The following is a 17766-nucleotide window of genomic DNA, read 5'->3' as shown; positions in this document are numbered from 1 at the left end:
CGGAGGACCACACCACCCATCCTCTCGGTAGCACCGGCCCAACCACCCGGCTCCAACCCGTCCCCGCAGCAGCCCTGTCAGACCAACCTCCTCAGCAAGCCGATGACGGTATGACGACGTTGACCACGCGCGCCGGCTTCGACGCCTTCCGTAACCGCATGTGCGACCATCTCGGACAGCTGTCCGACGGGCAAGGCAACCAGCATCTCCACATCGAACACGCCTCGCTCGGCCCGGATGAGTACTTCACTCACAGGCTCGACAGCGACGGCCACCACATCGTCTACGACCCGCGGCAGACCAGCGGGCTCATGGTGCGCCAGTTCCTTGGCATCTACGCCACCTTCACCGAGGACCCGATCCGCGAGGGCGCCCGCAATGCCTACTACGAGGAGAAGACAGCGGGCGGGCGGGAGATCTGGGAGATCGTCCTCAGCGAGATCGACCGCACCCAGGACTCCAAGGGCGTAATGGACCAGGTGCTGGACCTGCTGCGGCAAGTCCGCGCGGAAATCAAAGAAGTGGCTGCGTGAGGAGCCCTGACCCGACGAGTGCGACTCAGCGGTCTGGCCGGTACCCCGCCCCCTGCCGGGGGGCGGGGTACTTCTCGTATGCTCCAGCACATGCGACGCACCTTCATTCCGCTCACCCTCGCCGCTCTCGCGCTGGCCGACTGCACCACCGAGGAGGACAAGGCCGCGAGGTACTGGGACGACTACCGGTTCGGCGAGCAGATGGCGACGGACTACGCGACGCGCGTCCTCGACACCAACTTCACGTACTGCACGACCGGCGGAAATGTGGCCGCCCGGCAGGACATGTGCGCCCGCCGCGGCGGCCCCGACACCCGGTCCCCCGCCTCCGTGGGACAGCGGGAGTGCGCAGACGCGCTTCCCAGCAACCTGGACGGCGGCGAGCGCAACGCATGGAACAAGGGCTGCATCACCCGGTGTGCCAGACGCCGTGACGTACGGGGCCGATCTTCAGAATTAGGCCTCAGGCCAGCCTTGTTGGCTGTCCGGGTCGGGCGCCGGCCGGCTGCGACAGGGCGTCTCCTGTCGGCTCTTCTTGGCAGGCGTTCCTGAGACGTTCGTCCATTTCAGCCGTCAGTTCAGTCAGCCGCGCGTAAAGTGCCTGTTCTTGCTTGGACAGGTTTCCGGACTTCATCCTCGCCAACAACTCTTCCGTGGCATCGGACAGAACACCCAGGCAGGTCTGGGCCGCCTCGTTGAAGCCGCGATCGTACACACTGAAGTAAGCGGCGCGTGCGCTCTCCTCGGCCCCCTCCTTCGCCCCCTCTCGTACTGCGTGGCCAAGCTCGCGCAACATCTGCTTGCCCCTCGACATGCTGCCCCTCCCCTTCCCCGTACTGGACACCGAGCTGCTGAAGGTATCGCCTGACTGGCCCAGTTAGCGAAACGCCGACCGCCCGCTGCTCCGTGGACCACTGTTCCCCGCCCGTTACTGCTCGAGTGCCTGGCCGTCAGAACCCGGCTCGGCGGCGGGCTTCTCTTCGGGAGGAGCGGTACGCCGGTATTGCGGGTGGTCGAGGTCCATTTGCCTGGCGGCGTGCAGGGGCACAGGGAAGCGGGCCCGGTCTGACCAGAAGAGGGTCTGGTGGCAAAGTTTCGCGGTGGCCACGGCAAGAGCTTCCGCCGAGACGCCTACGGCGCAGGCCAGCGGGTAGATCTCCGTCGCGGTCATGGAGTACCAGTTCTGGGGCATCTCGCCCTTGCGGCGCTCCTCCTTCTTCTCTGAGTGGACGGACCGCGTAGCGTCCCATCGGGTGTACTTGGAGCCAAGTCGGCCAGCGCCGTCGCCGTCGTACGCGCGCGGCACGTTGCACAAAATCCAGACGGGTGCGCCGAAGTCCACCTCGACTTGGTACAGCATCCGGGTCGTTTCGCCGTCTGTCGTGACTCCAGCCTGTCCCTTCAGTACACGCGTGGTGCTAACAGGCGGCGGGACCTCCTCGTCCGCGATGTTGATGCGGATCACGGCACGCGGCCTCTCGTCGCTGCTCAGGGAGCTGCCTGGGAGCCAGTAGCGGCTGAAGCGCGGAGTCGGGGAGGCTCCCTGGTTCATATTCTGCAATCCCTCCCACATACGGCGGCAGGCCAGGCCGTCCACGGTGACGGTGTAGGGGACGTCGTCCAGCTCCTCGGCAAGATCTCCGAGGGCCAATTCAACCGCCTCAGCTGCGTCGTCCCAGCGCTGCCGGTGGCTCTTCTTGACCCCGTTCTCCTGGGGGTAGGCCGTGGCGTGGAAGGCGGGCTGGGCGCTGCGGTAGGGCTGCCACTGGGGTCGGGTGGAGCTCCACCCGAGCATGCTCCACGCTCCGCCGACTTGGGCTGGCGGGATGAGTGCTGATGCTGTGATCACGACCTTGGGGGGCCCGTTCTCCCCCTTCCGCCGGTTCTGCTGGCGTACATGCCCCATGACCTGGAATCATTCATCACCCAAGATCCACTTTCGACACACGGCCTAACACCGACCAGCTCATGATCACGCGCCACTGGAGGGCCCCGTCATGGCGGGTTACATAGAAGACCGATGGCTGAAGAAGCGCCCCGACAAGCTGACCGGGAAGCGGGAGCGGACCGCGATCTACGGCACCGGGAAGCGCTACCGAGTGAAGGGGATTCCCGGCATCCAGGACCGGTCGTTCCACACCAGCGAGGACGCGAAGCAGTGGCTCGCCAGCGCCAAGACGGACTCCAGCCGTGGTGAGTTCGTCGATCCCCGCAAGGGCGAGATACTTCTCGCCGACTACATCGCCGAGTACTGGTGGGCGGGCCGCTCCGACGAACCCTCGACGGCGGACCCGATGCGCAGCCGCATCTGGAACCACATCATCCCGTTGGTGGGCGACTACGCCCTGCGTGAGATCGACGCGTCCGCTCTACGGACCTTCAAGGCAGCACTGCTCACGAGGGTGCGGAGTTGCGGCCGCTACAGTACACGGCTGACAAAATTCACACGAAACAGCGACAAACCGATTCTCCCCCAGGCGACCATATCCCGCATCTCAACTTCTCGATCACTTCCGGGTTAAATTTAAATTGATCACCGTCTTGCGACCTCGAGATCGCAAGCGCGAAACCACCCCAATATTTCAGCGCCGCAACAGCCTCGACCGGAATCATGTTAGCAGGGGAAAATTCGCCGCCAACAGAAAATGGAATCCTGGGTACGAGCCGATGCCCAGGAGGCAGCGATCCATTCTGGGCCTGCCATTCATGTCCCACTGAATACCCGGTGGCATAGTTCCAGTCCGCGATAACATCGTCGCCCCAACTTGCAACATCCTTTGAGAACTTCGAAAGAGCAGCCGTCTCGGGATTAAAGAAGTAGACGGCATTGTCTCGCGCCACAGCAAATTGACCGCCAAAAACATCCTCCGCAAAGAAGAGCATTTCCGGCATCAAATGGCCGTAGCTTTCCCGCCACAGCAAGTTTGAATTCCACTCCTCCAGCGAACGCCCCGGCAGCCCCGGTTCACCCGAAGGAAACACGTGGAGCGCCGACTCGAAGGCATAGAACCCGTTCATCTCGGTCAGCAGTATCTCAAGGTGGCCCGCAGCACCTCCAAAAATGGGGCCACCCTTCGGCAAGCTGTCAGAGATTCCTCCGCTCGCAACCGAAAACAACTTGTTCATTTGACCTCACATGTCATGGATTCTGCCCCAGTATGTAGCCTAGGCTCATAACCGTGACCATCACCCGGCCGCCGTTCGGAATACCTACGAGCTGATTCTTCATGTCAGAACCGGCGCCTCGGTTATCTCCAGCTCCAATGTACTTTACGTGAGCACCTGCCCCTTCACTAAAAATCGCAGGCGGGAATTCGTCTCTATCTTGACCGGGACGCGTTGGTATGCCTCGCAGATTCACTGCCCGCCTGGCGTCTGCACCCGTCCTGTCGAGTGTCACCATCATGCCCTCAGCACCTTGCTCGGCCGCATGAATTGCACTATCTGGATGCTGAATCGCATCGATGGTCCATTTAGCAGGCCGTGGGCTCGGACAGGAGCACGCAGCCCCAGAGGCATCCCTACCGCCCCCGCAGTTGTGAACGAGTACCGGCGTGGCGCCTGCGAGCACATAGTACGTGTGGATGTCTCGGATTGTGAGGTCGTGGGTGCGCTGGCGTTGTTCGAAGGTGTGGGTCGCGGTGAGGGTGGCGATGTCTCCGTCGGCCGTGCGGAGCGTCATGCCGGGTGTGAGGTCGCCGGCTTCAATCCACTGCTTCGCGGAGGGGGACCAGAAGGGATGGTTGATGGTGGAGGTGAGGGTGGCGGCAGAAAATTGCCCCTTCGACTTGCCTCTTGCGCCCGCTCCCTTGCCTCCGGACTCCATCCCGGCCTTGCTGTTCACTCCCTCATGTTCGGTAGTGATGGTGAGGTCGACGAAGTGCTTGTCGTCCTCGGTGGTGATGGTGCGGACGACCTCACGGACAGTGGTGCTGCCAGTCTGGGCATCGGTGGTGATGATCTTGTCGCCGAGCTTGACGTCCTTGATCGGCTTGGTCTTGCCGCTCGCACTTAGGACCTTGGTTTTGGGCAGGAAACTGTGCTTTTCGCAGGCTATCCCGGGCCCCGAGTCGGCTTCTGCCGCGCGTTTCTTCGCTGCTTCCAGGGCTGATTCCGCTCGGGCCATCGCCTCCTTCGCCTTGGTGACCTTCTTGGAGGCGCTAAGCATGTCCATAGCGCCGCCGACGATGTCGTCCACGAGGCCTATGACCCGCTTGACAAGCCTCTCGCCCTTTTGCCAGTTCCAGGGGATTCCGTATTTCGCTAGGAGCTTTCCGGCGAAGCCGCCGGCGAAGCTACCGGCGATGTTAAGGACGGTTTCGCCGCAGGCTCCTATGTCTCCGGTGGAGAGGCAGTCGAGTCCGGCGTTGATGCCGAGCTCGTCCATGAGGATCTTAACGATGGCCTTGCCCGCCTGAACGGTGCGCTGTTTGGCGGAGGAGTATTGCTGTTCGGCAGCCGCTTGGGTCGCCGCGGCCTCGTCGTTGGCCTTGTCTGCAGCGTCTTGGCCTGCGTCTTCGGGGGTCTTGATCGGTGTGCGAGAGCAGTCCCGGACGTAGGTGGCGCCGCAGTCCGCGTAGAGCCCGCTGGGGTCGGAGAGGGTGACAGGGCTGTTGTCGGCGTAGGCGTAGCCGTTGATCTGTTGGGGGCGGGTGTAGTCGATGACCGGGTCGACGGAGATGAATTTGCCAAGTTGGGCGTCGTAGGAACGGGCGCCGATGTGGGTGAGGCCGGTGGAGGCGTCGATGGTGCCGCCGACGAAGCCCTTCTCACCAGGCCAGGTCCCACTCGCCTTGCCTCGGTCGACGCCGTAGGGATCGGATCGGCGCTGGGCGACGGTGCCGGTGGCGGCGTCGATGGCGAGTTCGCCGGTGCCGTGGTGGTCGGAGGCGAGGAAGGACAGTTTGTTGTCGCTGGTGCGGATGGCGACGGTCTGGCCGGCGTGGCTGTAGTAGCGGGTGGCCTTGACGGTGCTGGAGCCGGCGGCGAGGGAGAGTTCCATGCCGGGCAGGTAGACGGTGGTGGCCTTGGGGTCCTTGCGGACCACGCGTGAGCCGTCGGGGCCGTAGACGAAGGTGGTCTCACCTGCCGAGGTCCTGATTTTGGCGGGCTGGCCGGTGGCATTCCAGTCGAGGGTTTGGGTGTTGCCGCCGATCACGCGGGTCCTGGTGTTGCCCGCGTCGTCGTAGGTGTAGGTGGACTGACTGTCGCCGGTCGGGGTGTTCTCCACGACCTTGGTGACCTGGTGCGGGCCGTCGCCCGCCGTGCCCGCGCCGCCGTAGCTGTAGGTGCGGGTGATGTCCTTGGTCGCATCGCGGCCAGTGTCGTGGATGACTTCCTTGGTGCGGTTGCCGATCGCGTCGACGGTGTGCGACTTCCAGTACGGGGCGGGTCCGTCCAGCGCGTTCGTGCCGGGTGCGGCGTCGCAGGCGGAGGGCTTGGAGGCGTCCAGGCCGTTGCTGCCAACGGTGCCCGCGCCTTGAGCTGCCGCGGCGCTTGCCGCGGGGGTCCAGGCGTCCTTCAGACGGGCGCCGTTGTCGTAGGCGAAGCACTGCACATCGGTGGCCGCCATGGAGCTGGTGTTGGCGGTGTCGGCGATCGACAGGACGTTGCCGGCCTGGTCGTAGGAGTAGGAGGAGCGCTTGACCGGGGCGGTGGCGCCGGCGATGTCGACGGTGGCGGTGCGCAGGCGACCGGTGCCGGCCTCGTAGTCGAAGGTCTGGCCGACCTTCTTGCCGCTGCCGGTGTACAGCTCCAGGCCCATGACCTGGCTGATGCCGGAGTAGGTGGTGCCGGTGACGTAGGAGGTGGTGCCGGCCAGCGTGGTGGGGCGCTGGAGTTCGTCGTAGCCGTAGGTGAGGGCTTCGGCCGGCAGTCCGCCGGCGGCGGGCATGCCGGTGCCGCGGACCGTGCCGTCGCGGTTGTAGGAGGCGGTGAACTCATACGACCCAGCGAGGGCGCCCTCGGTGGCGGGCACGGCGTAGGTGGTCTTCAGCGGGCGGTAGAACTCGTCCATCGAGGTGACCGCGGAGCCGATGTACTGGGTCGCGTTCACATAGCGCATGGATGCCCAGGCGTAGCCGAGCCAGCCGGCCTTGTCATACCGGGTCTCGGTGAGCTTGGTGCCCGTCGTCGGCTCGCCCTCCCAGGTGAAGGTGGGCCGTGACAGGGAGTCGTACTGGGTGGAGACCTTCTTGCCGCTGCCGTCGATCGCCCAGACCACGCGGTCGAGCTCGTCGTAGTGCGTCTCGGAGGTTCCGGCGTCGGGATCGATGGACTTGGTCTTGCGGCCGAGCTGGTCGTACTCGTAGGCCCAGACGTTGTTCTTGTCGTCGGTGACGGTCTTGAGCTGGCCGTTGAGGTTGTAGGTGTACTTGGTCTCGTCGTAGCCGAGCAGCGCATCGGGGCGGTCGCCGTGGTAGTGGCGGAGTGCGGTGGGGCGGCCTTCGGCGTCGGTGACGGCGGTGGTGGCGACCCCGCCGGTGGGCGGGTCGGAGTGGACCAGTTCACCGTCGTAGCGGGTGGTGCTGCGCCACTGTTCGGTGCCTGCGTGAAGGCTGATCGCGGCGGTGGGGCGGCCGAGACCGTCGTACTCGGTGCGTGTCTGCGCGCCGACCGCACCGTTGCCGGCGGTCATGAGTTCGTCGCTGGGGGCTCCGGCGGCCCGGTAGGTGGCGTTGGTTTTGGTGACCTTGCCGGTGCCGTCGTACCAGGCGTCGGCAACCATGCGGGTGCCGTCGGGGCCTTCGGTCTGCTTCTGACGGCCGCGCAGGAGGCTGTCGAAGAGTTCGTACTCGGTGCCGTACGTGCCGTCGTTCTCGACCTTTTCGGTCTTGATGGCCGTGGGCTTGTCGGTGCGGACCAGATAGGAGTACTTGATGCTGGGGGTCTGGGACTTGGCCCGGTCGGGCAGCCAGACGGAGGTGAGGCGGCCGAACGCGTCGTAGGCGAGGTCGGTACGCTTGCCGTTGGGGTCACGCTGGCCGGTGGAGGCGCCGCGCGCGGGGTTGTAGTCGGTGATCGTGACGTGACTGGCCGCGTTGGTGGCAGTGGTCTGTGTCAGCAGCCCGTTGGTCTCGGTGTATTGGGTCTTGGACTCGTTGTTCTTGGCGTCCTTCTGCCACACCGGACGCCCGAAAGCGTCATACCCGGTGGTGCCGGTGATCTGGTAAGTGGCGGTGGTGCCGCTGTGGGCGGTCATCCTCTCGGTCTTGGTCGCGTCGCCCTTGGTGGGGGCCGCGCCGAAAGCGCCGTTGTCGTAGTAGGTGCGCTCGTCGGCCAGGACCTGCTTGGAACGGTCCGGCGCGGTGGCGCACTTGACGGTCACGACCTCGCTACGGGATGGCAGCGAGAGGATGTTCTTGTCAGTGTTGTCCGCGTAGTACGTGCGGGTGCAGGTGTCGTCGGCAGCGGTGGAGACGTCACCGAGGTCCTCGACATGAGTGACGCGGCCGGTGTGGGTTGCGGTGTCGTAGGTCCTGACGGATTTCGTTTCGCGCCAACCGCCCGCCGAGAGCGGGGTGAAGCCCCGCTGGATACGCGGCTTGGAGATGACCGCGTGACTGGTACCCCAGCTGCGGGTCTGAGTCGCGGTGGTGTACTTCCACGGCTGGCTGATCGTCCGGGAGGCAATCTTGCTGCCGTCGTACGTCACCGTTTCCAGCTCGTGGCCGGTGTACTCCTCGGCGTCCGCATATTCGGTGCCCTGGGAGTCCTTGACCTTGATGCTGCGCGTGGCACCGTCGGCGTCCTTGTCGCCGTCCATGCCCTGGAGGTAGGTGTAGTCAATGCGGGTTGACTGCTTGTCCGCAGTGCCGCTGGTGACCGACACCTTGCCGTACCCTTGCCAGTTACCCCAGGTCAGATACTTGTCTTCGGTGATGCCGTCAGGTTTGGCCTTCCGCCAGGCGGCGTCGCCCTGGTAGTCGTAGCGGGTGACGATACCTTCGCTGCCGCCGGTGCGGTCCGTCTCGATGATCTCTGCGACGACGTACTTGTGGAACCAGTCGGTGATCGGCTCCAGGTGGCCCGGGGGTGCCCACTTCACCGGGTAGCAGCGCTTGGTCGACTCTCCCGGCTTCGGCAGGGCGGACTTGGTGCAGTTGGTGGCCGCGTAGTTGACGTCCAGTTGGGAGCCGGTCTCGCTCAGCACGGTGGACAGGCGGTAACGGTGGAATGGCGCGATGTTGTCGCCGACCGCGTCCACCCGGTTGGCCAGCTGCTCGCCGAACAGCTCGATGGCCGGCATCTCGAGGGCCGCGCCGTCCCGGCCCTCGTGCAGGATCTTGTGCAGCCAGAGAGCCTTGGAGTCGTCGCCGTTGTCGTGGAACTGGTGGGTGAACGACCAGTGGTCCACGTCCCGGTATGTGGTGGCGCCCGTGCGGATTTGGGAGGTGATCCCGGTCAGCCGCTTGGTGGTGAAGAAGGTCTGGCCCACGGTGCACTTGGCGCCCGCGGCGCACTCCTGGTCGACTGGGACGTCGGGCCAGTTCGCTGCGTTGGCTTTGGTCCGTTTGGACGTGGCGCAGTCGAAGGTGTCGGTGGGCAGGCAGCGCTCGGCAACTGTGAAGTTGATGCGGGCCGGGGCCTTGGCGGCGTAGGACTGGCCGTCGCGCTGACCGTAGTCGATCCGCTTGAGGTAACCGCCGCGGTGGTAGGCGGTGCCGGTGACGTCCGTCTTGCCGTTCAGGGCGTAGTAGTTGGTCTCCGGCTCGTAGAAGTAGGACATCACGTTGCCGTGGGTGTCCTTGACGTGGTCCAGGCTCCAGCGCCAGGCCTGCTTGCAGTGCGCGGAGGAGAACGTCGCGTTGTAGCAAGGCTCGCCGCTGTCGTCGCCGAAGACCGGGGCGGTCCAGGCGGACTTGGTCTCCTCCTTGCCGCTCGTCCAACCGGGCAGTTGGTTGAGGCCGAAGGAGTACTCGGTGCCGTCGCTGGTGGTGACGACCCAGTGCTCTCCGTCGTTGTCGCCGTTGCTCGCGCCGGTGCGCTTTTCGACCTTCGCGCCGTCGTCGCTGGACAGGTGCCACTTCTTGGTGGTGTCGTCCTGGACCAGTTCGCTGGACTGCCCGTTCAGCAGGATGGTGGCGTTCTCGAACGCCCAGCACTGCTCACCGGATTCGGAGTGGCCGTCCTGCGAGCAGGGTTTGTAGCGGCGCTCGATGTAGCCGGGATCGTAGGAGAAGCCGTCGCCGACCCAGGAACCCTGGTTGTTGGTGGCCGAAGTGCGGCCGTCAGCGGACTGCGACGAGTAGCCCAGGCCGACCGTCGGCACCAGACCGCCGGGAGTGGGGACCGCCTTCAGCGGATAGTTCCAGGAGAAGCCGCCCGAGGAGGCTGCCACGCTCCAGCTTGACGATGGTGCGAAAGCGGTCGCCTTGTAGGTGCCCTGCGCCGAGGCGGGTCCGGCCGCCACCCCGAACAGACTGGGTGCACCGGCCTCAGTGGGAGCGGCGTCGGTGGCTTGCGGTGCAGCGCTCACCTCGGCGGACAGGGTCCGGGTCTGCGGGTCGTTGGTGGTCGGCAGAATCTTCGGCTTGGCCGGGCATGCCTTGCTGCCCGGGTTAGCTACCGCCGCGCACGGCGGCAGTTCGACCAGGCGCAGACGCGAACCATAGGAGCCGCCGTAGCCCTCCGCGAAGGAGGAGTAGTCCACCTGGAGGCGCACCGGCGCGGAGCGCTTCGCGTCGTCGGCGCGCTCCACCTTGAGCACGGCGCTCGCACCCAGTCGCTTGGCGTCGGCCTCGTCCAGCACATCTACGGTGATCTTGTCTGGAGTGGTGTTTGTCTTCTTACCCTTGGCCGGGGTGGCTGCGACGGGCAGCGAGCCGGCCTTCACTTCGCGGGGCGTAGTCGTCCCCGTGTCACTAACCGTGACCTCCACGCTGGCCTTGCCGGGCCAGGACGGCATGTCCAGGCGTGGGTCGGCGGTCTTCTTCATCGGATTCGCCAGCCGCTTGGCCGCCTTGGCCGTCGCCCCCTCGACCACAGGAACCGGGTCCTTCACCCGCTCCAAATCCGTCGGCTTGTCCGCGGCGAAGGCCACCGACTGTATGAGCCCGCCGCTGAGCGCGAGGGTCAGGGCGAGCGCAAGCGAGCCTCTCACCCGTCTGGGTATGAGCTGGTCGACCAACCGGCCACGGAACGGCATCAGAACTCCATACATCGATAGCGGCGCGACGGGCGCGCGGGCACGTCGGCCGAGCGCATGCATCAAGCAAGAAGAAAGGTGCGGGAGAGGCAGAACGATTCAGTCCCGCCCCTCACACCGGGCTACATGTCCGGTACTGCGGTCAACAGCGACATTTGGTTGACGACCGCGGGATCGACGGCCCCGTCGTACGCGCGGACCTCGTCGATCGCCCCGGCGAAATACTCCGCCGAGCCGAGCGCCGAGCGCCCGACTTGGAGTCCCTTGGTGGTGGACCACAGCGTGTTGTCCATGCCGTACGCGGTGCTGGCCAGTTGACCTTCCACATAGAGACGAATCTCGTTGGCGAAAGCGTCATAGACCACCGCCAAGTGCTGGCCCGAGCCGCCGGTGTCGGGCAGCTCCTGGTCGTCCTGGAACACCCTCACCGCCGCCGAGGCGGAGTCCGTGCCGGCCACCGCCAGCTCCCAACGCGAGTCGAGGCCGCCATCCGGATCGGGACGGAAGCGCACCTGAACACGGTTGGCCGCCCCACCCGGCAGGGAAAGCACCGTCTGCGGGACCGTGCCGTCGATGGCGGTCAGCTGGGCCCGTGCGGTGACGGTGAAGCTGCCCGCTCCGCTGGATGGGGCTGCAGCGGTGGCCGCGTAGTCGCCCGCCCCATCCAGGAGCAGGTGACCGGCGCCGACCAGGGCCGGCGGATCGGTTGAGGCAAACGGGTCGTCAGGGTCGGGCGGCGTCGGCTTGTAGACCCGTGCGTCGCCTGCCAACGTCAGGGCTTGCCCGCCACCGGTCTCCGCCGATGTAGTGCCGCTGGCGGCATCGAGCTGCCAGTAGCCCTTACGCGTCGGTTTGATCGTCATCAGTTCCGCGACCTGGGTGGCCGGGAGGACCCGGTCGAAGACCCGCACCTCGGCGAGGTCGCCCTTGAAGTGGTCGCGGTAACCGCTCTTGGCAGTGGAACGGCCGATCTGGAGCGAACCGTAGGTCTTCCAGACCGAGCGACGCTGCGCGGTTCCCACGGACGTTTTGTTCACGTACAGGTGCAGTTGCGGGCCGCCGGAGGCGGACGCGTCGTACACGCCGGTCAGCAGCACCCACGCGTCCTTGACGGGCACAATGGCCTTGCCATCCGTTCCCCTGGCCACAGCCTTCCACTCACCCAGCGTGTCCACGTCGGTCACCGACGTTCCGAATGCCCACGTACCGACCGTGGTGTCGTAGCCGAGCGTGAAGCCGGGCACTCCGGTGCCGTCCTGGCTGACCACCGTCATATCACGACTCAGATCGGTGGGCCGTACCCAGGCGCTAACGCTGAAGCTCTTGGCGGTGTCCAGCACGGTGTTGACCGAGTCGAGGTAGGCGTTCTCCGTGCCGTCGAAGGAAGCCGCCGCATCCGCCTTCCCACCCGGGCCAGATGCCCCGAAGGTGACTCCGGAACCCTTGTCGGCAGCGAACTCACCGCGTTCGTCGTGCGCCGACGCACTGCCCGCCGCATCGGCGAGGTTCCACTGCGCGGCGGCCGGCTTGCCCTCGGTCACCAGGAACTCGTAGCGGGCCTTGGTGCCGGCGTTGCCCGCCTTATCGACGGAGATCACCTCCACCCAGTTACGGCCCCATTTCAATGGCGTCCACGTCACCGAGACCGAACCGCCGGCCTTGGATGGCACGGCGGCCGTGGTGGGGTCGGCGTCGCTATTGAAGCCGTACCGGAAGGACACGACGTCGGTGTCCGGGATGGAGTCGTTCGGGTTGGGTGCAAAAGTGAAGGTGCCAGCCGTACCCACACCGTCGTGCTCCACGGAATCCGAGGGGTACGCCAGCGAGTTCACCAGCGGCTTGCCCGGCTTGGTCTTGTCCAGGATGAACTCACAGCGCTGCGGAGCACCATCCGTGCTCCACGGCCCCCAGCCGTCACCGTCGTAGGCTCGCGCACTCCAGTAGATGACCACGCCTTCTGGGATGGTCGTCTTCACGCGGTGCCGATACGGCGTGGTGGAAGTCGGGGACAGATACGAGGTGTCGTACGTGTAGGAGGTTTCGGCCGTCGCGCCCTTGGGCGTCCATGCCACCTTGAACTGCACCTTCACCTTGTCCGTTCGACCACTCCCGTGGTCGGGGTCAGAGGCGTAGGTGGTCAGCATCGGTGGCTCTTCCGCATACGGGCGCGAGGGACCCCACTTGCAGGAACCACCCGGGTCGGACGACATCTTGGCAGTCGTCATCTGTCGGGGCAGATTGTTGTAGCTGATCGACAGGTAGGCGTTGCCACAGATCCGCTTCCACTCCGCGAACCGTGACTCGTCCGCGGCTCGCAGCCCCAGCGTCATCGAAGACCAGCCATCCGCAGCTGCCGTCTTCACTGCGCCGGTGAGTTCCCCGGTCGCGCCACTTTCGAAGTGCAGGTTGGCCTGGCTGCCGCACGAGGTCGGTGAGATCGCTTTGTCCACGGTCTCCAGGTGATCGACCCACTCGTCCTTGGTGCTGTTCCAGTCACTGGAAGACGACAGGGAACGATTCTTGCCGCCGACCCTGTACAGCCGGATCGGCTCAGCCGTCGGGCTCGCACTGTAGATGTGGGCGACCCGGGCGGAGAACGATGTGCCCAGAATCTGCTTGCCCTTGTAGAACGACATCGGCATCGTGAACAGCAGCCGTCGTACGCCGACCCCGTTGCAGGACACAGGGTTGTAGTCGGTAGGGCACTTGCCCACGCCCGCGGAGTCGGAGTACTTCCAGTCCTGCTCGGACGGCATCCCCGACATCACACCAGTCCACGACGTGCGTGAGGTGGTCCGCTGGATCGGATCGATCACCACCGGCCACACAGTCTCGGCGTCCTTCAGCAGCGCCTGGTCCGGTGTGAGGGTCAACTTGTCCTTGCTGAGCTCGACCTGCAGCGGTGCGGAACGCCCGCCCCCGCCCGGCCCCTCCAAGGCAGGATCGGCCTGCGATGCACCGTCCTGTGCAGCCACCGCCAGCGACCGCAGCACCGCCGACGTGCCAGCCGAGCGGGCCCCGCTCTCGGTGGTCGCAGCCGAGTCCCACATCGTGGGCCGGCCAGCTTCGAAGACCGTGCCGTCGACCGCCTCATCCTTCGCCACAATCGCGCCAGAAGCGTTCTCGGTGACCCTCAGCCCGGACGTTTTCAATCCGAGGTCGATCTCCGCAATCTCAGGACTGGCTCCCGCCTCCGGCGTCTTGACCACAAGCAGATGCCCGAAGCCGTCAGCCTCGGCCCGCACCACGAGGTCGACACCAGGATGGACCTCCGCGTACGTCGCGGTGTCCCCCTCGATCTTCGGCACAGGAAGCACTCCATCGGGCCAGGTCAGCGACATCTCCCGGCCGGCCCGGCGCAGCGTCACGAACGGCTCGCCCTTCGCCCCGCCTGCGAAGGACAGATCCACGGTCGCGGCCTTCGGCCCCCACCGGCCGTCCTCCCGCTTCACCAGCGTCTCGTCGATGTCCACCCACTTGCCGGCCCGGACGGTCCGGACCGGTTCCGTGTACTCCCTCGCCTCGAACGTGCCGTCCGGCTGGGCGAAGACCTCCCGGCGCTCCGAGCGCAGCCCCACCACCTCGACCGGCTCACCGCTCGTGTCGGCCGCGGCCAGCGCCGCCGACTCCGTCTGTACCGACCCCGTCGACGCCACCGGCGCCTGATCGTTCTTCTCCAGGTCCGGCTCGGCGCTGAAGGTCAGCCCGGTGGCCACCACAGCCCCGGCCAGCGTGGCCGCGATGGCGGCGCGCAGCACGAGGCCGGGCTTAACTCGTCTGGACACTCGTCCACTCTCCATGTCGTTCATCGCGGTCAGCGGACGGTGGTGCCGAAGGCGGCGACGTCGGTCGGAAGACCGCCCTCACCGGGCTTGAATGTTTGGGTCGGGGCACCGCCGGAGGCGATGTTCCACGGAAAGCCGTAGACCGCACGACTCTGGGTCGTACCACCAAAGGGCATGCCCACATACAAAAGCGAGGGACTGCTGCCCAGGCTCATGCCGACATACTGTCGGGCGACGGGTTCTGCGGGGATGCCCTGGCCGGGTTCGATCCAGCTGTCCGCCGCCCCGGGCCCGCCCAGCATCGAGAACAGAGCGACGCCACCGCTCTCCCGTTGCTCGGCCCCGTACTCCTCACCCGGCACACCGACGGCAAGACGCATGGTCGCAGCCGTACTGACCACATTTGTCGCAGTGTTGACCGCGGCGACCCTCTGACCGAAGGAGTCACCAGGCTCGGCCTCACCCTCGACATCGGGGGCGTTCTGATCGATCCACTGGGTGGGTACGACGGTCTGATCGGCCTTGATGTGGAACACCTGCACGGCTCCGGCGTCGACCGTGGTCGAGAGGTCCTCACCAGGGGCCCCCACGGCGAGCATCGAGTCAGTGATGGTGGCTGCCCCGCTGGGCCGGTAGGGCGCCATCGACAGCGAGGTCCCGAATCCGTCACCGGCTTGCGCCGCACTGTCGGGGCCATCGACTCGCCCCTGGCCCATGCCGAACATCGGAGCGGGGATGCCATCAGTGTTCAGCGAAGGGCGGAATGCGACGACGGCACCGGCGAATTGCACCGTCCCGATCGACTCGCCAGGCACACCGACGGTGAAGTGCCGGTCCGTGGAAGCGATCGACGAGCCGAAGCGGTCATAGGGTTCGGCGTCCTCCCAGACGCCCGCACTGTCCTGGCCGAACGAAGCGGACTTCAGGTCCGTGCCGTAGACGTAATGCGCGATCCCGATATCCGCGCCGCCGGGTCCGTCCTCGCCAGGTACGCCGACGACGAGGAAGGGAACGTTAGTCATCGACTTACCGGCGGCCAGGGCATACCCGACCCAGTCCTCCGCCTCATAGCCGCCGGCCAGCTTCCCGTCAGCGCCCTGTCGCAGCCCCACTGAGGCGACCGGTCCCTGGCCAAGACCGGCGGGAGCTCCATAGACCAGGTGCACCAGACCGGCGTCCTTCACCGTGCCGACGTCCTCGTAGGGGATGCCGACCGCAATGTCACTGCAACCGTCCAGATTCGCGTCGTACACGGCGATAGAGAAGCCGAACTCGTCACCGTGCTCCGCCCCGTCCGAGACGTTGGGCGTCTCCTGACTCAGCTCGAGCGTGCCCTTGCCGCCGCCGTAAACGATGTGGACGATACCTGCCCGCTCGATTCCGGAAACTGTGGCTTCCGGGTCCGCTATGGCGACGTCACGTATGCCATCTCCGTTGAAGTCGGAGGCCACGCCGGAACAGACGACCGTTGCCACCGGCACCTGATCGTCTGTCTTTGGGGCCGGTGAGGCGTCGAGGGTCAGCCCGGTGGCCACCACAACCCCGGCAAGTGTGGCCGTCATGGCGACGCGAAGCACAAGGCCATGGCCCGTGCTTCTGAACAAGGCTTCGCTCCCTCTGGCTCGCCGGAAGGCCTCAAGGAGTTCAGTGGTGCCGCCCCATTTCGCCATCACTGCACCACCGCGCCGAACGCCTTGCCGCCAGCGGGGATGCCACCGGTGCCCGGCTTGTAACTCACCGTGGAGGCGCCGCCACTGGTCACATTCCAGGAGAACCCGTGAACCGCCCGAGCGCCCGGCTCACCATAGGGAGCTCCGACATACAGCAGGCTCGGCGTGGATCCCAGGCTCAGCCCGGTGTACATGTGCGGGTCCACCACATCGCCGACGCCATACCCAGGGGCGATCCAATGGTCATCTGCGCCAGGAGGGCCGACCATCGGGGTAATCTGCACGCCACCCTTGTCCAGATCCTCCTGCTGCCATTCCTCACCCGGAGCGCCGATCGCCACCCGGGTCGTGGTCGCCGTACTCGTCGCGCTCGGGGTGGAGTTGACCGCCGCTAGTTGCTGTCCGAAGAAGTCACCCGCCTCTGCATCCCCCTCCATGCCGTCGATGTTCTGGTCGACCCAGGCCGTCTGCGTCACCGTGGTCGAAGCATTCAGCCGGAAGAAATGCACTGCCCCGGCATCAACGGTGGCCAGGAGATCTTCACCCGGCACCCCCACCGCCAACAGGGACTCCGTCGTGCTGGTGGCACCGGACGGCCGGTAGGGAACCATCGCCAGCGCGGTACCGAACCGGTCAGCCGTCTCCACTTCACCGCTGATCGTTTCCTGGTCTTGCGCCAGACCAGCAAGCGGCTTGGGCGAGTTAGATACCAACGTGTGGCTGAACACGGCCACACCGCCGGCGAAGGTCGCCGTGCCCAGAGCCTCGCCCGGAGTCCCCACCACAAGATGGGTTGGAGTAGCTGCGAGCGAGTATCCGAAGCGATCGTCCTGCTCCGCGACGCCTGGCACCTCCCCAGCATCATTGGTGTCCTGGTGGACCGTCACCTTCGTCAACGCGGTACCCGACATGTAATAAACCGCACCGGCGTCGACGGTCGTACCGATGTCTTCGCCAGGGGCGCCGACCGCCAGGAAGGGAACCCCGCTCGAAGACTTCCCCGCAGCGAGCGAATAGCCGATCCAGTCCTCGTGCTCGATCGAGCCCGCCAGGGGCTGGCCCTCACCCTCAAGGATCTCCTTCACCGCCGGGCCAGTTCCCAGCCCTGCGGATGCACCGTAGTAAATCTGCACTAGTCCGGCGTCACGGTGGTTCACCGCCTCACCGGACTCCGGGGTCACCGAGAGATCCTCGTAGGGAATGCCCACCACGAGGTCACTGCAGCCGTCGAGATTCGCGTCGTACACCGCGAGGGAATGGCCGAATCGGTCGCCGCCCTCCGGAGCGCCTGGCGCACCAGCCGAATCCTGCGACAGCTGCACATTGCCCTTGCCGCCGCCGTAGACCACATGCACCGCGCCAGCACCGGCGTGACCAGCGACCGTTGCCTCGGGGTCAGCTATGACCACATCCCGCTGCCCGTCCCCGTTGAAATCCGACTCCACGCCAACCGGGCACGCCACCGCGGCCACAGCCGGAGTAGCCACGCTCAGTCCCCCTGCAGAAATGACACACGCCGCGCTCACACCGAGCCAGCGCGCACGCATGCGCCCCATCCCCACCCCAGAGTCACAGAAGATTCACAAGTGGCGGGAGTTAACGTCCTATCGGCAAGCGATGTCAAGCACCGA

Annotated in this window: 9 protein-coding genes; 2 read left to right on the top strand and 7 right to left on the bottom strand. The window is 65.9% G+C overall.

Annotated features, from left to right (window positions below; genetic code table 11):
* Positions 1–110: 110 nt before the first annotated feature.
* Positions 111–533: a hypothetical protein gene (locus AB0P41_RS11640; RefSeq protein WP_365931492.1), complete on the top strand. Its 423-nt coding sequence runs from the start codon at positions 111–113 to the stop codon at positions 531–533.
* 463 nt (positions 534–996) lie between these two features.
* Here the strand turns inward: AB0P41_RS11640 and AB0P41_RS11635 are convergent, their stop codons facing one another.
* Together AB0P41_RS11635 and AB0P41_RS11630 are read right to left on the bottom strand one after the other, a co-directional pair.
* On the bottom strand, positions 997–1347 hold the full coding sequence (locus AB0P41_RS11635; protein ID WP_266622009.1) for a hypothetical protein: 351 nt from the start codon (positions 1345–1347) through the stop codon (positions 997–999).
* Positions 1348–1461: 114 nt separating this feature from the next.
* The gene (locus AB0P41_RS11630) at positions 1462–2439 is read right to left on the bottom strand and encodes an RNAseH domain-containing protein (RefSeq protein WP_365931491.1); all 978 of its coding nucleotides are present in this window, start codon (positions 2437–2439) and stop codon (positions 1462–1464) included.
* Between the two features lie 91 nt (positions 2440–2530).
* Between AB0P41_RS11630 and AB0P41_RS11625 the strand changes: the two genes are divergently transcribed.
* The gene (locus tag AB0P41_RS11625; protein WP_365931489.1) at positions 2531–3055 is read left to right on the top strand and encodes a hypothetical protein; all 525 of its coding nucleotides are present in this window, start codon (positions 2531–2533) and stop codon (positions 3053–3055) included.
* Here the strand turns inward: AB0P41_RS11625 and AB0P41_RS11620 are convergent.
* From AB0P41_RS11620 to AB0P41_RS11600, 5 genes are all read right to left on the bottom strand, one after another.
* A complete protein-coding gene (locus tag AB0P41_RS11620; protein ID WP_365931487.1) occupies positions 2976–3659 on the bottom strand; it encodes a hypothetical protein in 684 nt (227 codons plus the stop codon). The genes AB0P41_RS11625 and AB0P41_RS11620 overlap by 80 nt on opposite strands.
* 13 nt (positions 3660–3672) lie before the next feature.
* Positions 3673–10635 (bottom strand): RHS repeat-associated core domain-containing protein, encoded by a 6963-nt coding sequence (locus tag AB0P41_RS11615; protein ID WP_365931486.1) that lies wholly within the window; start codon positions 10633–10635, stop codon positions 3673–3675.
* A 167-nt stretch (positions 10636–10802) separates the two neighbouring features.
* Positions 10803–14489: a LamG domain-containing protein gene (locus AB0P41_RS11610; RefSeq protein WP_365931484.1), complete on the bottom strand. Its 3687-nt coding sequence runs from the start codon at positions 14487–14489 to the stop codon at positions 10803–10805.
* 5 nt (positions 14490–14494) lie between these two features.
* Positions 14495–16135 carry a VCBS repeat-containing protein gene (locus tag AB0P41_RS11605; protein ID WP_365931482.1) on the bottom strand — a complete coding sequence of 547 codons (1641 nt, stop codon included), beginning with the start codon at positions 16133–16135 and terminating at the stop codon, positions 14495–14497.
* Positions 16135–17622 (bottom strand): VCBS repeat-containing protein, encoded by a 1488-nt coding sequence (locus AB0P41_RS11600; RefSeq protein ID WP_365931479.1) that lies wholly within the window; start codon positions 17620–17622, stop codon positions 16135–16137. Before AB0P41_RS11600 ends, AB0P41_RS11605 begins: the two co-directional genes overlap by 1 nt.
* Between the last annotated feature and the right edge of the window lie 144 nt (positions 17623–17766).

The organism is Streptomyces sp. NPDC079167 (assembly GCF_040686735.1).
GTDB lineage: Bacteria > Actinomycetota > Actinomycetes > Streptomycetales > Streptomycetaceae > Streptomyces.
This window is presented reverse-complemented; position numbering and strand designations above follow the sequence as displayed.